This is a genomic window from Thermodesulfobacteriota bacterium, from assembly GCA_026415035.1.
GTDB lineage: Bacteria > Desulfobacterota > BSN033 > BSN033 > UBA1163 > RBG-16-49-23.
Genome location: JAOAHX010000004.1, coordinates 118308 through 137135, shown reverse-complemented (window position 1 = coordinate 137135; position 18828 = coordinate 118308). Strand labels below are relative to the sequence as shown.

General features: G+C 57.8%; 21 protein-coding genes. 14 read left to right on the top strand and 7 right to left on the bottom strand.

Features of this window, described 5'->3' with window-relative positions; translation table 11 throughout:
* The first annotated feature begins 29 nt into the window (after positions 1–29).
* From N3G78_04345 to N3G78_04315, 7 genes are all read left to right on the top strand, one after another.
* Complete coding sequence (locus N3G78_04345; GenBank protein MCX8117148.1) at positions 30–593, top strand: hypothetical protein; 564 nt, start codon at positions 30–32, stop codon at positions 591–593.
* Between the two features lie 139 nt (positions 594–732).
* Positions 733–1170: a transcriptional repressor gene (locus tag N3G78_04340; protein ID MCX8117147.1), complete on the top strand. Its 438-nt coding sequence runs from the start codon at positions 733–735 to the stop codon at positions 1168–1170.
* A 76-nt stretch (positions 1171–1246) separates the two neighbouring features.
* The gene (locus N3G78_04335; protein ID MCX8117146.1) at positions 1247–1966 is read left to right on the top strand and encodes an energy-coupling factor ABC transporter permease; all 720 of its coding nucleotides are present in this window, start codon (positions 1247–1249) and stop codon (positions 1964–1966) included.
* Between the two features lie 7 nt (positions 1967–1973).
* Positions 1974–2600 carry a hypothetical protein gene (locus N3G78_04330; GenBank protein ID MCX8117145.1) on the top strand — a complete coding sequence of 209 codons (627 nt, stop codon included), beginning with the start codon at positions 1974–1976 and terminating at the stop codon, positions 2598–2600.
* Between the two features lie 4 nt (positions 2601–2604).
* Complete coding sequence (locus N3G78_04325) at positions 2605–3456, top strand: energy-coupling factor ABC transporter ATP-binding protein (protein MCX8117144.1); 852 nt, start codon at positions 2605–2607, stop codon at positions 3454–3456.
* 76 nt (positions 3457–3532) lie between these two features.
* A complete protein-coding gene (gene dusB / locus N3G78_04320) occupies positions 3533–4501 on the top strand; it encodes a tRNA dihydrouridine synthase DusB (protein MCX8117143.1) in 969 nt (322 codons plus the stop codon).
* On the top strand, positions 4492–5280 hold the full coding sequence (locus N3G78_04315) for an alpha/beta hydrolase (GenBank protein ID MCX8117142.1): 789 nt from the start codon (positions 4492–4494) through the stop codon (positions 5278–5280). Before dusB ends, N3G78_04315 begins: the two co-directional genes overlap by 10 nt.
* 164 nt (positions 5281–5444) lie before the next feature.
* Here N3G78_04315 and N3G78_04310 read toward each other — a convergent pair whose 3' ends face one another.
* The 5 genes from N3G78_04310 to N3G78_04290 form a co-directional block, all read right to left on the bottom strand.
* Positions 5445–6029, bottom strand: a complete 585-nt coding sequence (locus N3G78_04310) for an indolepyruvate oxidoreductase subunit beta (protein MCX8117141.1) — start codon at positions 6027–6029, stop codon at positions 5445–5447.
* A 113-nt stretch (positions 6030–6142) separates the two neighbouring features.
* Entirely contained in the window at positions 6143–8248 is a 2106-nt protein-coding gene (locus N3G78_04305; protein MCX8117140.1) for an indolepyruvate ferredoxin oxidoreductase subunit alpha, read from the bottom strand.
* 81 nt (positions 8249–8329) lie between these two features.
* Complete coding sequence (locus N3G78_04300) at positions 8330–9427, bottom strand: pyridoxal phosphate-dependent aminotransferase (protein MCX8117139.1); 1098 nt, start codon at positions 9425–9427, stop codon at positions 8330–8332.
* Positions 9421–9699: a hypothetical protein gene (locus N3G78_04295; protein MCX8117138.1), complete on the bottom strand. Its 279-nt coding sequence runs from the start codon at positions 9697–9699 to the stop codon at positions 9421–9423. Before N3G78_04295 ends, N3G78_04300 begins: the two co-directional genes overlap by 7 nt.
* A gap of 83 nt (positions 9700–9782) precedes the next feature.
* Positions 9783–11174, bottom strand: a complete 1392-nt coding sequence (locus N3G78_04290) for a TrpB-like pyridoxal phosphate-dependent enzyme (GenBank protein MCX8117137.1) — start codon at positions 11172–11174, stop codon at positions 9783–9785.
* A gap of 286 nt (positions 11175–11460) precedes the next feature.
* Between N3G78_04290 and N3G78_04285 the strand changes: the two genes are divergently transcribed.
* The 7 genes from N3G78_04285 (at position 11461) to N3G78_04255 (ending at position 18037) form a co-directional block, all read left to right on the top strand.
* On the top strand, positions 11461–12633 hold the full coding sequence (locus tag N3G78_04285; GenBank protein MCX8117136.1) for an ATP-binding protein: 1173 nt from the start codon (positions 11461–11463) through the stop codon (positions 12631–12633).
* The gene (locus N3G78_04280) at positions 12630–14018 is read left to right on the top strand and encodes a sigma-54 dependent transcriptional regulator (GenBank protein MCX8117135.1); all 1389 of its coding nucleotides are present in this window, start codon (positions 12630–12632) and stop codon (positions 14016–14018) included. The genes N3G78_04285 and N3G78_04280 overlap by 4 nt, the downstream gene beginning before the upstream one ends.
* Positions 14019–14261: 243 nt before the next feature.
* Positions 14262–14834 carry a GAF domain-containing protein gene (locus tag N3G78_04275; GenBank protein ID MCX8117134.1) on the top strand — a complete coding sequence of 191 codons (573 nt, stop codon included), beginning with the start codon at positions 14262–14264 and terminating at the stop codon, positions 14832–14834.
* Positions 14835–14874: 40 nt separating this feature from the next.
* Positions 14875–15462 (top strand): 2-oxoacid:acceptor oxidoreductase family protein, encoded by a 588-nt coding sequence (locus N3G78_04270; protein ID MCX8117133.1) that lies wholly within the window; start codon positions 14875–14877, stop codon positions 15460–15462.
* Positions 15463–15478: 16 nt separating this feature from the next.
* Positions 15479–15784, top strand: a complete 306-nt coding sequence (locus tag N3G78_04265) for a 4Fe-4S binding protein (GenBank protein MCX8117132.1) — start codon at positions 15479–15481, stop codon at positions 15782–15784.
* Positions 15781–16980 carry a pyruvate ferredoxin oxidoreductase gene (gene porA / locus N3G78_04260; protein ID MCX8117131.1) on the top strand — a complete coding sequence of 400 codons (1200 nt, stop codon included), beginning with the start codon at positions 15781–15783 and terminating at the stop codon, positions 16978–16980. The genes N3G78_04265 and porA overlap by 4 nt, the downstream gene beginning before the upstream one ends.
* A 19-nt stretch (positions 16981–16999) precedes the next feature.
* Positions 17000–18037: a thiamine pyrophosphate-dependent enzyme gene (locus N3G78_04255; protein ID MCX8117130.1), complete on the top strand. Its 1038-nt coding sequence runs from the start codon at positions 17000–17002 to the stop codon at positions 18035–18037.
* On the opposite strand, the gene N3G78_04250 is transcribed toward N3G78_04255, so the two are convergent.
* Complete coding sequence (locus N3G78_04250; GenBank protein MCX8117129.1) at positions 18034–18573, bottom strand: hypothetical protein; 540 nt, start codon at positions 18571–18573, stop codon at positions 18034–18036. The genes N3G78_04255 and N3G78_04250 overlap by 4 nt on opposite strands.
* A 17-nt stretch (positions 18574–18590) precedes the next feature.
* Positions 18591–18828: hypothetical protein (locus tag N3G78_04245; GenBank protein ID MCX8117128.1), on the bottom strand; the 238-nt coding region annotated here is incomplete at its 5' end.

The following is an 18828-nucleotide window of genomic DNA, read 5'->3' as shown; positions in this document are numbered from 1 at the left end:
GGACGAAAGAGGGAAAAAGGGGGGGAACGATGATGGAGAATACAAAGCGGAGGAATTGGGGTTTTTGGGGGTTCGTTCTCTTTATCCTTTTGGCCGGATGTTCCAATACGCCCAACACCCTCGATCGGACCCTCAGCGGTCCGCAGGTGGTTGTCCATCCCGGGTCGATCCGCTTGGGAGTGGCCAAGCTGATGGATACGGTGATCGTCTTCGAAGGATCGGGATTTAAGCCGGGGGATTCCATCTTCATCTCCCTCCACGGTCCACAAGAGACGAAGGCCATCGTGGCAGAGGCCAATATCCAGCCCGACGGGACCTTCAGGGCGGAACTGGGGAAATCGCCCATCGCCAAGTTGACCAAGGCCATGGAGATCTTGAAAGCGGATATCGTCCCCAACGAGAGGTTCGAACCGGTGGTGGTCATCAGCCAGCCCCCGATTCCCACAGGGGATTACAAGGTGAGGGTCAATAGCATGCTCTCTCCCCTGAGCGCCGAGACCACTCTGAAGGTGAAGGGTCCCACAGTGATCGATCGCCTCATGGACTGGATCGGTAAACTGACCGGAAAGATCGAAGAAAAAAAGGGAAGTTAGCCCCTTCCTCGATCGGTTTTCCTCCCCGTAACAATGGCTTCAATCGTCCTTTGGCCGATGGGCTCCCACACGCCTTGACAAAAGGAGGGAAGGGGTTTAGATTTAAATGAAAAATTTTTCATTCTTCTCCTAACTTATTATGGCAAAAGAGGTTTTAAAGACGATCTCTTCCGAAAAGAGGTTGAGGATGAGCCGGCCCAGGCTTTTCGTCTTCGAAGAGCTTTCAGCTTCTAAGGCACCGTTGAGCCCACTGGAAGTCTATCGAGGTCTGCTGAAGAAGAGGAGAAGGGTGGGGCTCACCTCGGTCTATCGTTGTCTCGATCTCTTCGAATCCCTCGGCATCGTGTTCCGGATCGTCGAAGGTTCGAGCGTCAGGTATAAATTCTGCGAGACGGAGCAGCACCACCACCACGTCGTCTGCAAAGGATGTGGAGAGGTGGTCGACATCGAACTTTGCGAGATTTCCGACTGGTCGAAGCGGGTGGCCGAAACCACCGGTTATGAGGTGACGGACCACGAACTGAATTTTTATGGATTCTGTCAGGCCTGCAAGGGTCCGCCCCAAGCTCAGGGGTGAAAACCGGACCTTCCCCAAGCCCCTGAAATGAGATCAGACGGGGGATTTCTCGAAGGGGCTCTGAGGAGAGAGGGTCATGTCCCATATTCATCTTCCCGACGGGATTCTGCCCGTGTGGTTGTGGGCCTCGGGATTTATTCTTGCGATCCTGATGGGATTTATCCTCGTTCGGAGGAGGAACAAGGAGGTGCTCGGCCGGAGGCTTCCCCTGCTGGGGATGATGGCGGCCACGATGGTCCTCGGCGCTTCGGTGGAGATCGTCCCCATCGCCTACCATGTCAATCTGATGGTCGTCTCGGGGATTCTCTTGGGTCCTTCCCTCATCTTCTTGGCGACCTTCGTCGTCAACGTCATTCTGGCCCTTTTTGGCCATGGCGGGGTGACGGTGATCGGGTTGAACACGCTCATCCTCTCGATCGAAGGGATAGGGGGGTACCTCTTCTTTAGACTGTTATGGAAGATGTGGCGAAGGCTCACCCCGGCCGCATTCCTCGCCACCTTTCTCGCCCTCTGCCTATCTACCTTTTCGATGGTCGGCGTGGTGAGGCTTGGCCTTTCTCATTACGAGGAGCTGCTCCATCGAGGCGAGGCCCATGGACTCTTTGAGTTCAAACTCCTCAAAGGACATGACGACCTCCACGGGAGGGGAGAAAAGGGTGAAGCGGTCCATTTCGAACGGTTCATCGCCCTTCTCCTCCCCCTGAGCCTCATCGGGTGGTGCCTGGAGGGAGTCCTCACCACCCTGATCTTGCGATATCTCCATCGGTTGAGGCCGGACCTGTTGAAGCTGGAGTGAAGAGCTCATGATTCAACTCTCTTACCTCGATTATCTGGCGGTCGAAGGAAGGGGTTTTCTTCATCGTCGCTCTCCCTTGCTGAAGATCTCAGGCCTGCTCGCCGTCTTAAGCGGCGTGGTCCTCCTGAAGGATCCTTTAGGTCTTTTCCTCCTCTATGGCCTTCTCCTCGGCCTCTTCTTCGCCTGTCGCCTTCCCCTGAAACTCTTTCCCCTCACCCTCTACCCCCTCCTCTTCGCAACCCTCTTCCTCTTCCTCTCCGACTTTCAGCTCCGATTCGTCCTCCTGGTCTTCTTGAAGGTCCTTTCCGGGTCGACCGGCGTCGTCCTCCTGCTGGCAAGCACCCCGTACCCGATGATCTTCGCAACCCTCGAACGGTTCCTCCCGTCCCTCTTCGTCACCGCCCTCTTTCTGACCTACCGCTCCACCTTTCTCCTTTTGAAGGTGCTCGAGGAGACCCATCATTCCCTTTACCTCCGAGGCGGGATACGGTGGAGGCATCCTCTGAGGAGCTTGCACAATATCGCCCATGCCTTGGGCCATCTCATTCTCAAAGGGATCGACGAGAGCGAAAAGATGTATGAGGCGATGGTGATCCGCGGGTTTCGGCACAAGATCCGTCATCGAGGAGCCTGAGAGGATGCCCCGAGGGGAACGATTGATTCAGGTCGATTGTATCACCCATGTCTATCCGGACCGGACCAAAGTCCAGATCTGCGGTCTCGACTTCGTCGTCAATCGGGGGGAGCGGGTGGCGATCCTCGGATCGAACGGCTGTGGAAAGACGACCCTCCTTAAGCATCTCTTAGGCATCCTGGTCCCGAGGGAAGGGAGCGTGAGAGTTTTAGGGATCGACCCGGCAAAGGAATTTTTCAGGATTCGGGAGAGGATCGGGGTGGTGATGCAAGACGTGGATGAACAGATCCTCGGACCCACGGTCTATGACGATATCCTCTTTTCCCCCCTCAATTATGGGATGAAACGAAAAGAGGCCGAGAGGCTTGCGGAAAAGGTCATCGACCTTTTGAATCTTGGACCGATCCAAGGCAAGATCGTCCATTACCTCTCGGGAGGAGAGAAGAAGAAGGTTGCCTTGGCCGGCGCCCTGGTCCTGGAACCCGAGCTTCTGATCCTCGATGAGCCCTTCACCGGGCTCGATCCCCTTTCCAGGAGGGAGTTGATCGGCCTCCTGAACGATTTAAACAGGTCGAAAGGGATCACCTTTATCATGACCCTTCATGAGGTGGACCTCGTACCGGAGGTCGCGGACATCCTCTACCTGATGCATGGCCACGGAGACCTGGGAGAGAGGGGGACGCCCGAAGAGATCTTCGGGAAGGTGGAGGATTTGGAGAGTTTCAATCTCGAAGTGCCCACTTTGACGAAACTTTTCAAAGGGTTGAAACGAGAGGGCCTCGATTTTGGAGAGCCCCTTAAGATTGAGGAGGCCATTTCGGCGATTAAGAGACATTGGGAAGGACTCCGGAAGTGAAGGGTCGGGCCGGCAGGAGGCCCTCTCTGGCTCTCCACTCGGGGCTTTAAATCCGAGGTCCCGAATTTCAGGGAAGATGAGAATCGGTCCTCTTCAGCTTTCCAACAACCTCGTTCTCGCACCCATGGCCGGGATTACGGATTATCCCTTCAGACAGGTGGCCAGAGAGATGGGCTGCGGCCTGACGGTGACGGAGATGGTGAGCGCAGACGGCCTTGTCCGGAAGGGGCCCTCGTTTCTCAAAAGGGTGCGCGGGGAGCATCCCCTTTTGGTCCAGCTCTTCGGTTCCAACCCGGAGGTGCTTGCCGAGGCTGCGGCGATGGCGGAGGCGATGGGTGCCGATGGGATCGACCTCAACATGGGATGCCCGGCCAAGCAGGTGATCCAGGCGGAGGCGGGCGTGGCGTTGATGCGTTCTCCGGAGAAGGTCAGGAGGATTTTGCAATCGATGCGGAAGAGGATCTGCGGTGTCCTGACCGTGAAGATTCGTTCGGGATGGAGCGAGGAGGAGCAGAATGCCGTCGAGATCGCCCGGATCGCGGAGGATTGCGGGGTCGATGCCATCACGGTCCATCCCAGGACGAGGACACAGGGTTTTCGGGGAAAGGCCGACTGGACAGTGATCGAGGCGGTCAAGAGGACGGTCCGGATCCCGGTGATCGGGAACGGAGATGTCAAAAGTCACTCTCTCATCCGGAAGATGGTCGACGAGACGGGTTGCGACGGCGTCATGATCGGAAGGGGGGCCCTCGGAAATCCCTGGATCTTCCATGAAGGTTCTTCTGACTCTGGCGAGGGGAAGTCCCCCCTTCCCTTCGAAACCCGACGATTGACCCTCCTTCGCCATCTCTCGTTGATCGAGGACTATTACGAGGAGAGGGAGGTGGCCTTTCAGATGCGAAAGCACCTCATTTGGTATACGAAAGGGCTTCCCCATTGTACCATCTTCCATGCTCGCCTCTTCGCCCTGAAAGAGAAAGAACAGGTGAGAGAGGCGGCGGATTCCTATTTCGATTCCTTGCTGAGGAGGGGGCCATGGCGGTGATCGACGTCGGGGGAAGGAGGATCAGTTACTGGGCGGGAAGGAAAGGGGTTCTGGAGGGGAGGACCTGCCTCCTCTTCATCCACGGAGCAGGAGGCGGACAGTATACCTGGAGTTTCCAGAAGGCTTTTTTTGAGAGGGAATTCAACCCGATCATCCTCGAGCTTTCGGGCCATGGAGATTCGGAAGGCGACGGGGAGCAAGAGATCGGACGTTATGCAGAACAGGCCTACCGTTTTTTGAAGGCCCTGGATCTACCGAAGCCCTTTCTGGTCGGCCACTCGATGGGAGGCGCAATCGTCCAGACGATGGCCCTGAGGTATCCCGAAGCGATCGGAGGGATCGTCCTGGTTGGGACCGGGGCAAGGCTCCGGGTCCTCCCGGAGATCCTCCAGGGGATTCGAGAGGATTACGAGGCGGCGGTACGAAGGATCAACGAACTCGCCTTCTCCCCGAAGGCGCCTGCCCATCTGGTCGAACAGGGCCTGACGGGGATGAGGCGCTGCCGGCCCGAGGTCGTCCATGGGGACTTTACGGCCTGCGATCGGTTCGACCTCATGAGGGAAGTGGAGAGGATCAACCTGCCCACCCTGATCCTCTGCGGGGATGAGGACCGGTTGACCCCCGTGAAATATTCCCAATTCCTCCATCAACGCATCAAAGGTTCGAGGCTGGAGATCATCCCTGGGGCGGGCCATATGGTGATGATGGAGGCCCCCTCGATCTTCAACGAGAAGGTCAGGGAGTTTGTCCAAAACCCCATCCCTTCCGAATCTGAATAGAACCGAAGCCAAACCCGCCTTCTCCTCGGCCTCTCCCTTCGGCCGCCTCACGCCCGGAAAAGGGGGAACATAGAGGACGCCGGCTCCTTGGCAACTCCAAGGGCTACGTCTCCTCCTCGTTTTTTGCAGGTTTGTCCGAGGATTGGGGCAATCGGAGATCGGGATCACAACTGAATGAGCTTTACGCCTTCGGCCAAGCCCCGGTCGAAGATCTTCAAGCTGATCTCTTTGAATTTGGGCGGGGTGATGCGATCGATCGATTCTCTCAACTTCTCGGGTTTGAAGGGAAATCTGGGGTGGGCCGAGGCAAAGCCCATCAGGGCGATGTTGGTAGACTGGACCGAGCCCATCTCGACGGCGATGCGGTCGGCGGAGAAGATATAGATCTCGATCCCGTTCTCCCTCAGGTAGTTTCGGATCGGCTCCTTCATGTAATGGGGGTCCGGGGCGTTGATGAAGCCGATGCCTCCGGCCTGGCCGTTCGAAGAAGGTCGAAGATAATGAAGGGTCTTTAAGGCCTCGCTCTTCTCAAGGGAGAGAAGAAAGTCCGCGCTTCCCTTCTTGACCAGGGGGCTGTTGAAGTCTCCGATCTTCAGGTAGGTGATGACCGAGCCTCCCCGCTGGCTCATCCCGTGGTCTTCGGAACCGATAAGGGAGTAGCCCTCCCGGAGGACGTAATCGGAGATGATCCGGGTCACCAAAAGGACACCCTGCCCTCCCACGCCGGAAATGATCATCTGGATGTTCATCTCAAAATCCTCTATTTAAATTTTGAAATTCGAATCTCGTGGCCCAATCCGCTAAGCTCGATCCAACCATTTGAGGTGGATCCGCTTCGCTTGATCCACCCTACCTTTAAACGTTAAGGGTTGACCCGATAGATGGCCTCCTGGCCGCAGACTTCCAGACAGAGGCCGCAATCCACACAGGTCAGGCGATTGATCGTGACGCGGCCGTCCTCTGCCGGGATGAGGGAGGGGCATTCGAATCGCCTGAGACAGTAACCGCAGGCCACGCAGGCCCCCACGGCCGGCATTTCGATCGCTGAGGTCGGGCACTCCTGGGCACAGACGCGACAGGCCCTGCATCGGTCGTAATCGATGACGTAAGTGTCTCCCTGCCTCGAGATGGCCCCGACCGGGCATTGGATCACACAGGTGTCGCACTGGACGCACCGGTCTTCATGATAGGCCGGCAAAAGGGAGAGGGGCATCTCCCCGCTCTTGACCGGCGGAAGCCCCTTCTCAGGCGGCGGCGTGTGGCGGATCTCCACCTTGATCGGGTTGACCTTGAGCTGATCCTTCTGGTTGATGATGCAGGGGTAGCGGGCGATGAGGACCGCCATCCCCCCATCTTTTTTCAAGGTGTAGGCGTAGGCCTTCTGGGCCTCTCGGATCATCCCCTTGATATCGTAGGGATTGAGGACCTTGAGGTACTGGACGCCACAGCCCTTGACCAGCTCCTCGATCGAGAGGGCCTTGCCCGGGTGTCCATCGGCCGTGATCCCAGACTCGGGCGTGGGCTGCATCCCGGTCATGGCCACGATCGAATTGTCGAGGATGACCAGGATGAATTTCGACCCATTATAGACGGCGTTGAGGAGCCCCGGGGCACCGGAATGATAAAACGTCGAATCGCCGATCGTGGCCACGATGGGGATATCTATGCCGTCCTGATGATAGGCATGGTAGAGACCGCTCGCAAAGGTGATGGCCGCACCCATGTCGTGGCACGTATCGACGGAGTCGAGGTTCATCCCGAGGGTATAGCAGCCGATGTCGCTCGGAAAGATCCCGTTCGGAAAGGCCCGCTTGAAGGCGAAGAAGGAGGCCCGATGGGCACAGCCGGAACAGAGGGTGGGCCGCCTGACGGTCAGGCCGAGATCGGCCACCATCTTTTCAAGCGGGGCGGTGGAGACGATCGGTGGCACGGGAATCGAAAACTTCGAGCAGAGGTCCGAGATCACACGGGTGACGACCTCGGGAAGCATCTCCCCTTCGCTGGGGATCGTGCCGTCCAGCCTTCCGATGAGTTTCGATTTGTCCCGGATCTGAAACTCGACGACCGGTTCCGTCTCCTCGAGGATGAGGACATGATCACACTTCTCGATGAAAGACTCCACAAGCTCCACCGGAAGGGGATAGGGGGTGCCGATCTTGAGAATGGGGATCTCCTTTAGAAGTCCCAGCTCGGTCAGAATGTCCCGTGCGAAGGAGTAGCCGATGCCGCTGGTGATGATCCCGAGAGGAGCCCCCTCCCTCTCATTCTCGATAAAGTTGAGGTGGGACATCGAATTGAAGGCCTCCGCGATGCTTCGGAGCTTCTGGTTCAGCTGCTTGTGCAAAAAATACCGGTATCTCGGAGTGGCGCTCCAGCGCTCGGGGTTGTGTTCGAAATGGGCCTTTCGCTCGATCCTCACAATGGGGTTGAAGGTGATGCTCTGCTGGGCATGGGAGACCCTCAGGACCGGCCTGAGGATCACGGGGATCTGGTACTGTTCCGATAGCTCGAAGGCGAAGGGCAGCATCTTCTGGGCCTCCCGGGGGTTGGCCGGGTCGAAGACCGGGACCTTCGCAAACATGGCCAGGAAACGGGTGTCCTGTTCGGTCTGGGAGGAGAAGGGGCCTGGATCGTCACAGCTGATGATCACGAACCCGCCCACCGTTCCGATGTAGGCAGAGCTCATCAAAGGGTCGACGGCCACGTTTAGCCCCACCTGCTTCATCGCCACCGCGGCCCGCTTGCCCGTGTAGGTTGCGACCAGGGCGTTTTCGAAGGCGACCTTCTCGTTGATCGACCACTCCACGTAGATGTCGAGGTTGTGCTCTTTTTTAAATCGGACGATGGCCGGCAGGATCTCCGAACTGGGCGTTCCGGGGTAGGCGGCGAAGAAGTGGCATCCGCTCTCCACCACGCCTCGGGCGATCGCCTCATTTCCAAGGACCACTTTTTCAACGCTCGTTGACATGACTCTCCTTTTATCACCCTCTGAGCCCTCCAAATCGCCGAGGACCGGAGGAGGGGGTTTTCCGTGGGCTTTTTAAGAATTCTAACCAATCCGGTTGAGCACTTCAATTCCCCTGAGGAGGGTCTCCTCGGGTGCGGCGAAGGAGATCCTCACGTGGGTCTTCTTTTTCGAGAAGACGCTGCCGGGGACGATGAAGAGATTGTTTCGAATCGCCTTCTCCACAAAGGCCTCTCCATCCCCCCCCGGGACCTCGGGAAAGATATAGAAGGCTCCCCTCGGCTTCTGAACTTGAAACTTCTCCTTCAATCCCTCGTAGATCAGGTCCCTTTTCCTCCGGTACTGTTCTTTGATGTAATCTCCCATGGGGTGATCGAGGGCCTTAAGGGCTGCCTTCTGGGCGACGGAGTTGACGCTCGAGAAGGTATACTGCTGAAGGGTGATCATCTGTTGGAGGATCTCTTTTGGACCCGCCACATATCCGAGCCTCCAGCCGGTCATGGCCCAGGTCTTCGAGAAGCCTCCCAAAGTCAGGGTCTTCTCATAGAGCTGGCCGATCGTGGGACAAGAGGGTTCGTCGTAGACGAAGGCGTCATAGGTGTCGTCCGAGAGGATGAGGAGGTCCCGCTTCCGCGCCTGTCGGACGACCATTTCGAGGTCTTCCTTCGGATAGATCGCTCCGGTGGGGTTGTTGGGGCTGTTGATGATGATGAATTTCGTCTTCTTCGATAGCTTCCGGACCAATTCTTCCTCCCTCAAACGGAAGTCGGGATAGGTGTCGAGGAAGACCGGGACCCCGCCCATGAGGAGGACCTGATATTCGAACATCACGAAGAAAGGATCGGGGATGAGGACCTCGTCTCCTGGGTTGATCAGGGCGAGACTGGCAAGGAGGAGTCCTCCGGTCACCCCTGCGGTGACCATCACCTCTTCAAAGTGGATCCCCTTCTTTTTCAGATGGGAGGCGATCTTCTCCCGAAGCTCGGGAATGCCCTGTGTGGGCGTGTATTTATTGAACCCCTTTCGAATCCATTCGATCCCCTCCTCCTTGATGGGGTCGGGGATGTCGAAATCTGGCTCTCCGATGCTCAGGTTGATGGGATCCTTCATCTGCCTTGCGAGATCGAAGATCCGCCTAACCCCAGAGGGTTTGAGATTTGCCAGTCGATCCGAGATCAGCATTCCTCCCCCTCGTGCTCTTTGACTTTCTTGGCCCGCTCGATCAGCTCCACGATCGTCTCGACCCTCGTCTTGGAGGGGGGGGCGAGGACCTTCCGAAGCTGATCGGGGGTATAATATTGACTTAAAAAGGGACCGATATCCATCCTAAACTCCCAGCAGAGGATGATCCTTCTGCAGGGAAGGCCTTCGTTCAGGACCCGGCAGTATTTGAAGGGGACCTCACCGCCCAGCTGGCCACAGCGGATGATCAGGTCATCATAGTCTTCGATCATCTTCTACCCGAGGGATTGAGTCTTTTTGCACAAGGAGCTTCAAGAGAAAACCTGCAGGAAGGGCTCCTGCAGGTTTTAAGAGATCAGATGGGTTTCCCCCTCCTCATCATTTTGGGTTTGGGAAGTCCCTCGAGATCTTTGAGCGACTTCTGCATGATCTCTTCGGGCAAGGGGTAGTCGCTCAATTTGCCACTGAAGTAGGAGTCGTAGCCTCCGAGGTCCATGATCCCGTGGCCGCTCCAGTTGAGCAGGATGACCTTCTCTTTCCCCTCCTCCTTTGCCTTCTTCGCCTCCTCGATGACCACGGCGATGGCGTGGCTCGTCTCCGGCGCAGGGATCTGGCCTTCGGTCCTGGCCCAGAGGACCGCACCGGCAAAACACTCCAGCTGGTTGTAGGCACGGGGTTCGACGAGCCCTTCGATGATGAGCTGGCTGATCAGCGGGGCGATGCCGTGATATCGAAGCCCACCGGCATGGATGGGGGGAGGGATGAATTTATGGCCGAGGCTGTGCATGGGGATCAGCGGGGTCGTCGCGGCGGTATCGCCGAAATCGTAGACAAAGGGCGCCCGGGTCATGGTGGGACAGGAGGTCGGTTCGGCAGGGATGATGGTGATGTCGGCGCCGTTGATCTTGTCGAGGACGAAGGGGAAGGCCAAGCCGGCGAAATTGCTCCCCCCGCCTGCACAACCGGTCACGATGTCGACCTTCTTCTCGCCCAATTTCTCCAACTGTTTTTTCGCCTCCAGTCCGATGATGGTCTGGTGCATCAGGACGTGGTTCAAGACGCTCCCGAGGGAATAGCGGGTATCCTTCGAGGTGACCGCATCCTCGATGGCCTCGCTGATGGCGATGCCAAGGCTTCCAGGGGAGTCGGGGTTCTCTTCGAGGACCTTGCGGCCTGCGTTGGTGTCCTTGCTCGGGCTGGGGACGCAGGTGGCGCCCCAGGTATTCATCATCAGGCGACGGTAAGGTTTCTGGTCGTAGCTGATCCTCACCATATAGACTTTGCACTCCAGGCCGAAGAGGCAGCAGGCGAAGCTGAGGGCGCTTCCCCACTGGCCTGCGCCCGTCTCCGTGGTGATCCGTTTGATCCCGAAGACCTTATTATAGTAAGCCTGGGCGACCGCGGTGTTAGGTTTATGGCTCCCCGGAGGGCTGACGCCTTCGTTCTTGTAGTAGATCCTGGCCGGGGTGCCAAGGGCCTTTTCGAGGGCATAGGCCCGGTGAAGCGGGGTGGGCCGCCAGATGAGAAGTTTTTCGAGGACCTCCTCCGGAATGTCGATCCAGCGTTGGGTGCTCACTTCCTGTTCGATGAGGTTCATGGGAAAGACCGGAGCGAGATCCTGGGGTCCGATCGGTTGACCGGTGGCGGGGTGGAGCGGGGGTTGCAGAGGAGACGGGAGATCCGCCTGGATATTGTACCATTGCTTCGGAATTTCCTCTTCCTTCAGAAAGACTTTAAACTCCTTCATAACCATCCTCCTTCTTTTTAAACAGATTCCCCCTTAAGGTGTGAACGTCCGCTTCCTTCTCACCTCCCTTCGGTTCCGCAAGAATGACCGTTTGAATCCCCCCAGATATTGGTCTCCCATTATCAACAATTTTTCGGCTTGTCAAGAGAAATTTCGGCAATCTTCCCCTCTTTGCTTTACAACGAGGGACGTATATGATATTTTTATATCGCTCGCCCACCTGCATTGACAAGGGGCGCTTCTTCCAAGTGAAGCACCTCTTGAGCCTTTCTTTTTAGCAGAGAAGATGGATCACCCCAAGACGGTTCAAACCCAACCCCAGGATGACCTGGAATCGTTACGGCGCCGTCTGGCGGAGGCGGAAAAGGCCCTGACCGAGAGCGAACGGCGTTTCCAGACGCTGATGGAGAACTCGCCCATCGGGATTCTGATCATCCAAGGAGGTAAGATCGTTTACGAAAACCGGGTCGAAAAGAGGCTTCCAAGCCCTCTGACACAATTCTTCCAAAATGGAAAGCTGGAGAACATCCATCCGGACGATTACGAGAAGGTCGAAAGGGGATTTCGTCAGATCCTCACGGGAGAGGTGAAATCCCTCGATATGGACTTCCGGTACTACTCCGGGACACAGGGAGGGGAAGACAAGGATATGATCTGGGTCCATTGCTGGGCCAGTGCGATCGAGTACCAGGGCCGGGAGGCTCTGCTGGTCAGCAAACTGGACATCACCCGGGCCAAAGAGATGGAGCATCTGCTGAGGATCGAGGACAAGATGGCCTCTTTAGGACGGATTGCCTCGGGCATCGCCCACGAGATCCGGAGCCCCCTTTCGGGGATCAACATATTTTTGAACAACCTCGAGACGACCCTCCAGGAGGAGCAAAGCGGGGAGAAGGTGAAGGAGATTCTCAGGAAGATCCGCTCCGCCTCGATCAAGATCGAGGGGGTGATCCGTCGGGTCATGGACTTCGCCAAGCCCACCGAGCCGAGGTTCGTCCTGATCGATCTTCACCAACCCATCCAGGAGGCCATCGACCTCTCGGCGGTCGCCTTGCGAAGGAGCGGGGTCACCCTCCACCGCTCTTTTGCCCCTTCCCTGCCGCCCTGCCTGGCCGATCCCCATCTCTTCGGGCAGGTGATCCTCAACCTGATCAGCAATGCCTCGGAGGCGATGAAGGGGCAGGATGGAGCGAGGCAGATCGAGATTGCCACCTCCTGTCGGGAGGATCGGATCGTCATCACCCTCTCCGATTCCGGGCCGGGCGTTCCCTTCCACCTTCGAAAGAAGATCTTCGACCCCTTCTTCACCACGAAGGACGGAAGCACGGGCATCGGGCTCAGCATCTGCCAGCGGATCGTCAACGACCACGGAGGGGAGCTGAGCGTCTCGACCAGCCGTTGGGGCGGCGCCGAATTCCGGATCGAACTCCCGGTGAAGAGGGAGAGAAGGCGAACATGATCTCCTATTGCATCTACGTTCTGGACGACGAGGAGACCATCAGGGAGGGGATCACCATGGCCCTGGAGAAGGATTATCGGGTGAGGACCTTTTCTACGGCCAAGGCGGCCCTGGAGGCCCTCCCGAAGGATCCTCCGGACCTGGTTCTTCTCGACATCGGGCTGCCCGACATGCATGGTCTCGAGGCGCTTCGGAGGATCAAGGCCCTCCTGCCGGAGGCCCTGGTCATCGTGGTCACCGCCTATGAGGAGACCGACACGGTCGTCTCGGCGATGAAACTGGGGGCGAGCGACTATATCGTCAAGCCGATCTACATGGAGGGCCTGGCCATCACCATCCGCAATGCGATCGATACGATCCGGTTGAGGAAGGAGGTCCAGGTCCTGCAGGAGAAGTATCTGAAGGAGAACCTTCCCTGCTTCATCGGCGAGAGCAACGTGATTCACGACGTGATGGAATTCGTGGAGATGGTGGCGAGAAGCCCTGACACCCCCGTTCTGATCCTCGGGGAGACAGGGGTGGGGAAGGAGCTTGTGGCCAGCGCCATCCATTACCACAGCCCAAACTTCATGGGCCCTTTTATAAAGGTCAACTGTGCCGCCTTTCCCAAAGAACTGATCGAGAGCGAGCTTTTCGGTTATGAGAAAGGGGCCTTCACCGGAGCGAGCCTCTCGGGCAAGAAAGGCCTGATCGAGGAGGCGGCCAATGGGACGCTCTTCCTCGATGAGGTCGGCGATTTGAGCCTCGAGTCGCAGGCCAAGCTCCTCCGTTTCCTCGAAGCAGGAGAGTTTTATCGGATAGGGGGAACCAAGAAACTCCAGGTCCGGGTCCGGGTGATCTCCGCCACCAACAAGGACCTTGAGAGCCTGGCCGAGAGGGACCAGTTTCGAAAGGACCTCTATTACCGTCTGGGCGTGATCAAGATCCAGATCCCTTCGTTGAGCGAACGGCGAGAGGACATCATCCCACTTGCCAAATTCTTCCTCCTCCGGTTCAACAAGAAGTTTGGAAAGAGTTTCACCGGTTTCTCTCCTCAGGCGGAGAAGGCCCTCATGGATCACCACTGGGTCGGCAATGTACGGGAGCTTAAGAACATGGTGGAGAGGGCGGTGTTGATCGGAAAAGGGCCCACTTTGACCCCAAAAGATCTCGGGATCGAAAAGCCCCCTTCAGGCCATCTTCCAGACCGCCTCCCCCTCTCCAAAGAGGTCCCTTCAATTCCACCGGAAGGGATTGACCTTACGGCTCTTTTGCAATCCTTGGAAAAAGCTTACTTTGAGGAGGCCCTCCGCATCGCAGAGGGCAACGAGAGCAAGGCAGCGAGGTTGCTCCATCTGAATCACCATACCTTCCGGTATCGCAGGAAGAAATTGAATATATCTTGAAAGCCCCCGAAAAAAATCCCCCTTAGGCGGCTCGCCTCAACCTCCATTCTGAGATTTCTAAAAATTTCTAATTTATTTTCGAATTTTTTCTAAATTTCTAAAGCCGCCGGCCTTCTGGCTTTGATATAGTTATTGAAAATCATTATATTTTTTTGGTTTACTATGCTTGGCATCCAATTTGCTTTTTTTCAATTCGAACGCCTATCACATCATTTCTCAATAATTGAAGGAGGTAGGGTTTCGATGGATATGGAGGCAAAATCGTTTTTGATAGACTCTTTCAGGGAAGTGGTAAAATCGATCCATTCCTCTCTCGACCTCCACGAAGTCCTTAGATCGCTGGTCACCAAAGTCGTGGAGGTGATGAAAGTCAAGGGATGCTCCCTTTACCTGCTCGACAGGGGGAGGAGGCGCCTCGAGTTGGTGGCCACCCAAGGGTTGAGCGATCGCTACCTTTTGAAAGGGCCTGTCGATGCCGACCGGAGCATCGCTGAGACCATGGAGGGGAAGACGGTCTGGATTCCTGATGCCTCTCAGGACCCGAGGGTCCAGTACCGGGATGAGGCCAAGGAAGAGGGGATCGTCGGGATCCTCTCTCTCCCTCTCACGGTGGGAGGGCAGGTGATCGGTGCGCTCCGCCTCTACAGCTCGGAGCCACGAAGTTTTTCGCCGGAAGAGATCGGGTTTTTGAAATCGCTTTCGGAGATGGGCGCGATCGCCATCGAGAATGCGAAGAAGTACGAGACCATCCGGAAGGATTACGAATTTGTCGTGAAGGACCTCTACCACTTCTACGGATACCGTCGAAGCCTTTGAAATCGATTCCTATCAGATTCGAGGATCGGGAAGGGAACCCATGAAAGCGACAGGGAGGGATGTGAGCGAGATTCGATTCCACGGAAGAGGAGGACAGGGCGTGGTCACGGCTGCCAAACTTCTTGCCGAGGCCGCCATGAAGGAAGGGAAGTACTTCCAGGCCCTGCCCGATTACGGTGGCGAGAGGATGGGAGCGCCTGTCCGGGCCTATACCCGGATCAGCTCCGATCCGATCCTCCTCCACTGTCAGGTGACCGAACCCGATATCGTGGTGGTGATCGATCCCACTCTCATCGAATTTGTCGATGTAACGGAGGGCCTCCCTCCGGAGGGAGGCGTCCTCGTGACCAACACCCCCCTCACCCCGGAGGAAGTGCGGAAGAAGATTTCCTTCGGCAAGGGGAAGGTGGCCGTGGTGAATGCGACCTCGATCGCCCTTCATACGCTCAAGAGAAACATCCCGAATACGCCCATGTTAGGGGCCCTGGTCAAGGCGGCACCCGTTGTGCAGAAGAAGAGCCTCATCGAGACGATCAGGACGAAGCTCGTGGCCACCTTCTCTCCCAAGGTGGCCGAGGCCAATATCGAGGCCTTTGAAAAGGCCTATCAAGAATGTCAGATCGGATAGTCCCGGAGGAGGAAGGATGTCTCAAACATTGAAAGGCTGGAGAGAGTTGCCGATGAGGGGGTTGATCCTCGAGGCGGGAAACTCCGTCGGGTACGAAACCGGAAGCTGGAGGGCCCTTCGGCCTCTCATCGATCCTGAGAGATGTTCCCACTGTATGCTCTGCTGGCTCTTCTGCCCGGATGGGAGCATTCGGGTCGAGGAGGGCAGGGTGGTGGGCGTCCATCTGGGGTACTGCAAGGGATGCGCCATCTGCGCGGAGGAGTGCCCCCGGCAGGCGATCGCAATGGTCGAGGAGCACCTGATGAGGAGGGAGGATCGATGATCGAGCGTCCGGTGAAAGGCTTGCGAATGGCCCTCGAAGGAGACAATGCGGTTGCGGAGGCGATGCGCCAGATCAACCCCGATGTGGTGGCGGCCTACCCCATCACCCCGCAGACCGAGATCGTGATGACCTTCAGCGAGTTCGTCAGTCAGGGTCGGGTCGATACCGAGTTCATTCCGGTCGAGAGCGAACACGCCGCCCTGAGCGCCTGCATCGGAGCGGCCCTGGCCGGGGCCAGGACCCAGACGGCCACCTGCGGGCCTGGATTGGCCCTGATGTGGGAGATGCTCTGGGTGGCCTCGGGATGGCGGCTTCCGATCGTGATGCACATCACCAACCGGGCCTTCAACACCCCCCTCAACATCCTCTGCAGTCACGACGACTCGATGGGAGCCCGGGATGCCTGCTGGGTCCAGCTCTATGCCGAGACCCAGCAGGAGGCCTACGACAACGTCCTCCAGGCGGTCCGGATCGCCGAACACCCGGACGTGCTCCTGCCGGTGATGTGCTGTCTCGATGGCTTCGTCCTAAGCCACACCCTCACCCCTGTTGAAATCCTGCCCGACGAGACGGTCAGGGACTGGATCGGCCGCTACAGGCCCCTCTTTTCGGTCCTGGACGTGGATCATCCGGTCACCTATGGGGCGGCCGACTTCACCGATTACTACTTCGAACACAAGCGTCCCCAGTGGGAGGCGATGGAGAAGGCAGGGGTGGTCGTCTCCGAGGTCGGCGAGGCCTATGGGAGGCTTACGGGTCGTCCCTATGGGTTGATCGAGCCCTACCGGCTGGAGGATGCAGAGGTCGCGATCGTGATCTTGGGGGCGACCGCAGGTGCGGTCCGGGTTGCGGTCGACGAGATGCGGAAGAAGGGGGTGAGGGCAGGGATGCTCAAGGTCCGCTGCTTCAGGCCTTTTCCTGCTGAGGCGATCGCGACGGCCTTGAAGGGAAAGAGGGCGGTGGCCATGCTGGAACGGACGGCCTTCTTCGGCGGCCAAGGAAACCCGGTCTTCACCGAGGTGGCAACCGCATTATATCTGAAGGGCGAGCGGCCCCATCTGGTCGATTATATCTTCGGCATCGGAGGAAGGGATACGGTTCCTGAGCAGATCTGCTCGGTCTTCGAAGACCTGTTGAGGATCGTTCGATCTGGAGAGGTCGGGCCGACCCTCCGTTACCTCGGCCTGAGAGAATAAATAAAGAAAGGAGCCTTCCATGGGATTCGAGGAGAGGGGAAAGAGGACCAATCTCAAGGAGCTTTCGCGGCAGCCGGAGCGTTTGGCGCCCGGCCACCGGATGTGTTCCGGCTGTGCAGAGGCGGTCATCGTCCGCCAAATCCTCCACGCCATCGAAGAACCGGTGGTCGTGGCCACGCCAACCGGTTGTCTCGAAATCACGACGGCCATCTTTCCCTACACGGCATGGCGGGTCCCCTGGATCCACAGCGCCTTCGAAACCGCCGCCTCCATCATCTCGGGTGTGGAGGCGGCCTACCGGTCCTTGAAGAGGCAGGGGAAGATCGACGACCGGGTGATCCGGTTCGTCGTCTTCGCGGGGGACGGCGCCACCTATGACATCGGGTTCCAGTGGCTGAGCGGCGCCCTCGAAAGGGGGCATCGATTCCTATACGTCTGCCTGAACAATGAGGCCTACATGAACACGGGAACCCAGCGGAGCGGGGCCACGCCGAAAGCGGCCTGGAGCACCACCACCCCTGTGGGAAAGGCCATGGCCGGCAAGATCCAGCACCGAAAAGATATGACGGCCATCGTGGCGGCCCATAATATCCCCTACGTGGCCCAGGCCGCTCCCCATGCCTGGCAGGATCTGATGAGGAAGGTGAAAAAAGGGATTTCTGCGGATGGCCCGGCCTTCCTCAACGTCCTGAGCCCCTGCCCCCGGGGGTGGCGATACGATCCGAAGGACCTCAACCGCCTTTCGAGGCTCGCCGTCGAGACCTGCGTCTGGCCCCTCTACGAGGTCGAGGAGGGGGAGTGGAGGCTGAACTACCAACCGAAGACGAAGAGGCCCCTCACGGATTGGTTCGCCTCGCAGGGTAGGTTCAGCCACCTCCTCTCGCCGGGCTATGAGGATCTGGTGGCCGCGCTCCAGAGCCAGGTTGACCTCGACTGGGCCAGATTGCAGAGACGTTGCCGCCAGGAAGGCCTCGAAGAGGAACCCACCCCTTCTTATCCCCGGGAGCCATTCGCCACGTCCCTGACGATGGAGATCGAGCCCTCGGGCCCCAATTAAAGCCTTCGCAGGACGAGGTCGATCTTCAGGTCGTCTGCCAAGCGATGGAGGTCCTGCCTCAACCCCTCTTCCGAGATCGTCCGGGGGACATCGACCTCGATCTCCATCTCGAAGAAGGGGGTTCCGCTCTCCGCGGAGATGAGACGGTGGGTCTTCATGTCGACGATGTTGATGGATCGATCGGCCAGGAGACGGCAGACCCGGAAGACGATGCCCGCATGGTCGATCCCTGAGGTGTGGATCTTGAAACGGTCGGTCTCTTTTCTCGCCTCCGGATGGGCCTCTTCGAAGGTGACGGGAGAGAAGAAGACGCTCAGGTTCTTCTCCCATTCGAGCCGCTTCAGGTCGGCCGAAAGCCTCTGTTGGATCTCCTGCTTTTCGGTCGAAAAGAGGAGGAGGAGGGCGAAGTGGTTCCGAAGCAGGGTCATGCTCGAATCCTCGATATTGCCCCCGCATTCATAAATGACCTCCGAGACATCGGCCACGATCCCTGGCCTGTCCTTTCCGATCGCTGAGAGGATGAAGTAGGTCTTCATCGCTATGGCCTCCGGTTTCACTCAAGGATTTCGAGATGGGCATGACGGGTCTTGAGACGTTTGAGCCCATCGGTTGCGAAGAGGATGGTCGCCTTCTGGTCTTCGTCCATCCCTTCGACGGCCTTCACCCTTCCTTCGCCAAATTTGGGATGCCTCACCTTCATGCCGGGCCTGAGGAGGAAGAATCCTTCCGGGCAGAGACGGGTCTCCGAGGGCTCGACCCTTTCAGCTTCCTCCTCACGGGGCTGGCCTCTC

Excerpts from the sequence above, each read along its gene's own strand:
- N3G78_04345 (MCX8117148.1), top strand. The coding sequence starts at position 30 with ATGATGGAGAATACAAAGCGGAGGAATTGGGGTTTTTGGGGGTTCGTT.
- N3G78_04340 (MCX8117147.1), top strand. The coding sequence starts at position 733 with ATGGCAAAAGAGGTTTTAAAGACGATCTCTTCCGAAAAGAGGTTGAGG.
- N3G78_04335 (MCX8117146.1), top strand. The coding sequence starts at position 1,247 with ATGTCCCATATTCATCTTCCCGACGGGATTCTGCCCGTGTGGTTGTGG.
- N3G78_04330 (MCX8117145.1), top strand. The coding sequence starts at position 1,974 with ATGATTCAACTCTCTTACCTCGATTATCTGGCGGTCGAAGGAAGGGGT.
- N3G78_04325 (MCX8117144.1), top strand. The coding sequence starts at position 2,605 with ATGCCCCGAGGGGAACGATTGATTCAGGTCGATTGTATCACCCATGTC.
- dusB (MCX8117143.1), top strand. The coding sequence starts at position 3,533 with ATGAGAATCGGTCCTCTTCAGCTTTCCAACAACCTCGTTCTCGCACCC.
- N3G78_04315 (MCX8117142.1), top strand. The coding sequence starts at position 4,492 with ATGGCGGTGATCGACGTCGGGGGAAGGAGGATCAGTTACTGGGCGGGA.
- N3G78_04310 (MCX8117141.1), bottom strand. The coding sequence starts at position 6,029 with ATGAACATCCAGATGATCATTTCCGGCGTGGGAGGGCAGGGTGTCCTT.
- N3G78_04305 (MCX8117140.1), bottom strand. The coding sequence starts at position 8,248 with ATGTCAACGAGCGTTGAAAAAGTGGTCCTTGGAAATGAGGCGATCGCC.
- N3G78_04300 (MCX8117139.1), bottom strand. The coding sequence starts at position 9,427 with ATGCTGATCTCGGATCGACTGGCAAATCTCAAACCCTCTGGGGTTAGG.
- N3G78_04295 (MCX8117138.1), bottom strand. The coding sequence starts at position 9,699 with ATGATCGAAGACTATGATGACCTGATCATCCGCTGTGGCCAGCTGGGC.
- N3G78_04290 (MCX8117137.1), bottom strand. The coding sequence starts at position 11,174 with ATGAAGGAGTTTAAAGTCTTTCTGAAGGAAGAGGAAATTCCGAAGCAA.
- N3G78_04285 (MCX8117136.1), top strand. The coding sequence starts at position 11,461 with ATGGATCACCCCAAGACGGTTCAAACCCAACCCCAGGATGACCTGGAA.
- N3G78_04280 (MCX8117135.1), top strand. The coding sequence starts at position 12,630 with ATGATCTCCTATTGCATCTACGTTCTGGACGACGAGGAGACCATCAGG.
- N3G78_04275 (MCX8117134.1), top strand. The coding sequence starts at position 14,262 with ATGGATATGGAGGCAAAATCGTTTTTGATAGACTCTTTCAGGGAAGTG.
- N3G78_04270 (MCX8117133.1), top strand. The coding sequence starts at position 14,875 with ATGAAAGCGACAGGGAGGGATGTGAGCGAGATTCGATTCCACGGAAGA.
- N3G78_04265 (MCX8117132.1), top strand. The coding sequence starts at position 15,479 with ATGTCTCAAACATTGAAAGGCTGGAGAGAGTTGCCGATGAGGGGGTTG.
- porA (MCX8117131.1), top strand. The coding sequence starts at position 15,781 with ATGATCGAGCGTCCGGTGAAAGGCTTGCGAATGGCCCTCGAAGGAGAC.
- N3G78_04255 (MCX8117130.1), top strand. The coding sequence starts at position 17,000 with ATGGGATTCGAGGAGAGGGGAAAGAGGACCAATCTCAAGGAGCTTTCG.
- N3G78_04250 (MCX8117129.1), bottom strand. The coding sequence starts at position 18,573 with ATGAAGACCTACTTCATCCTCTCAGCGATCGGAAAGGACAGGCCAGGG.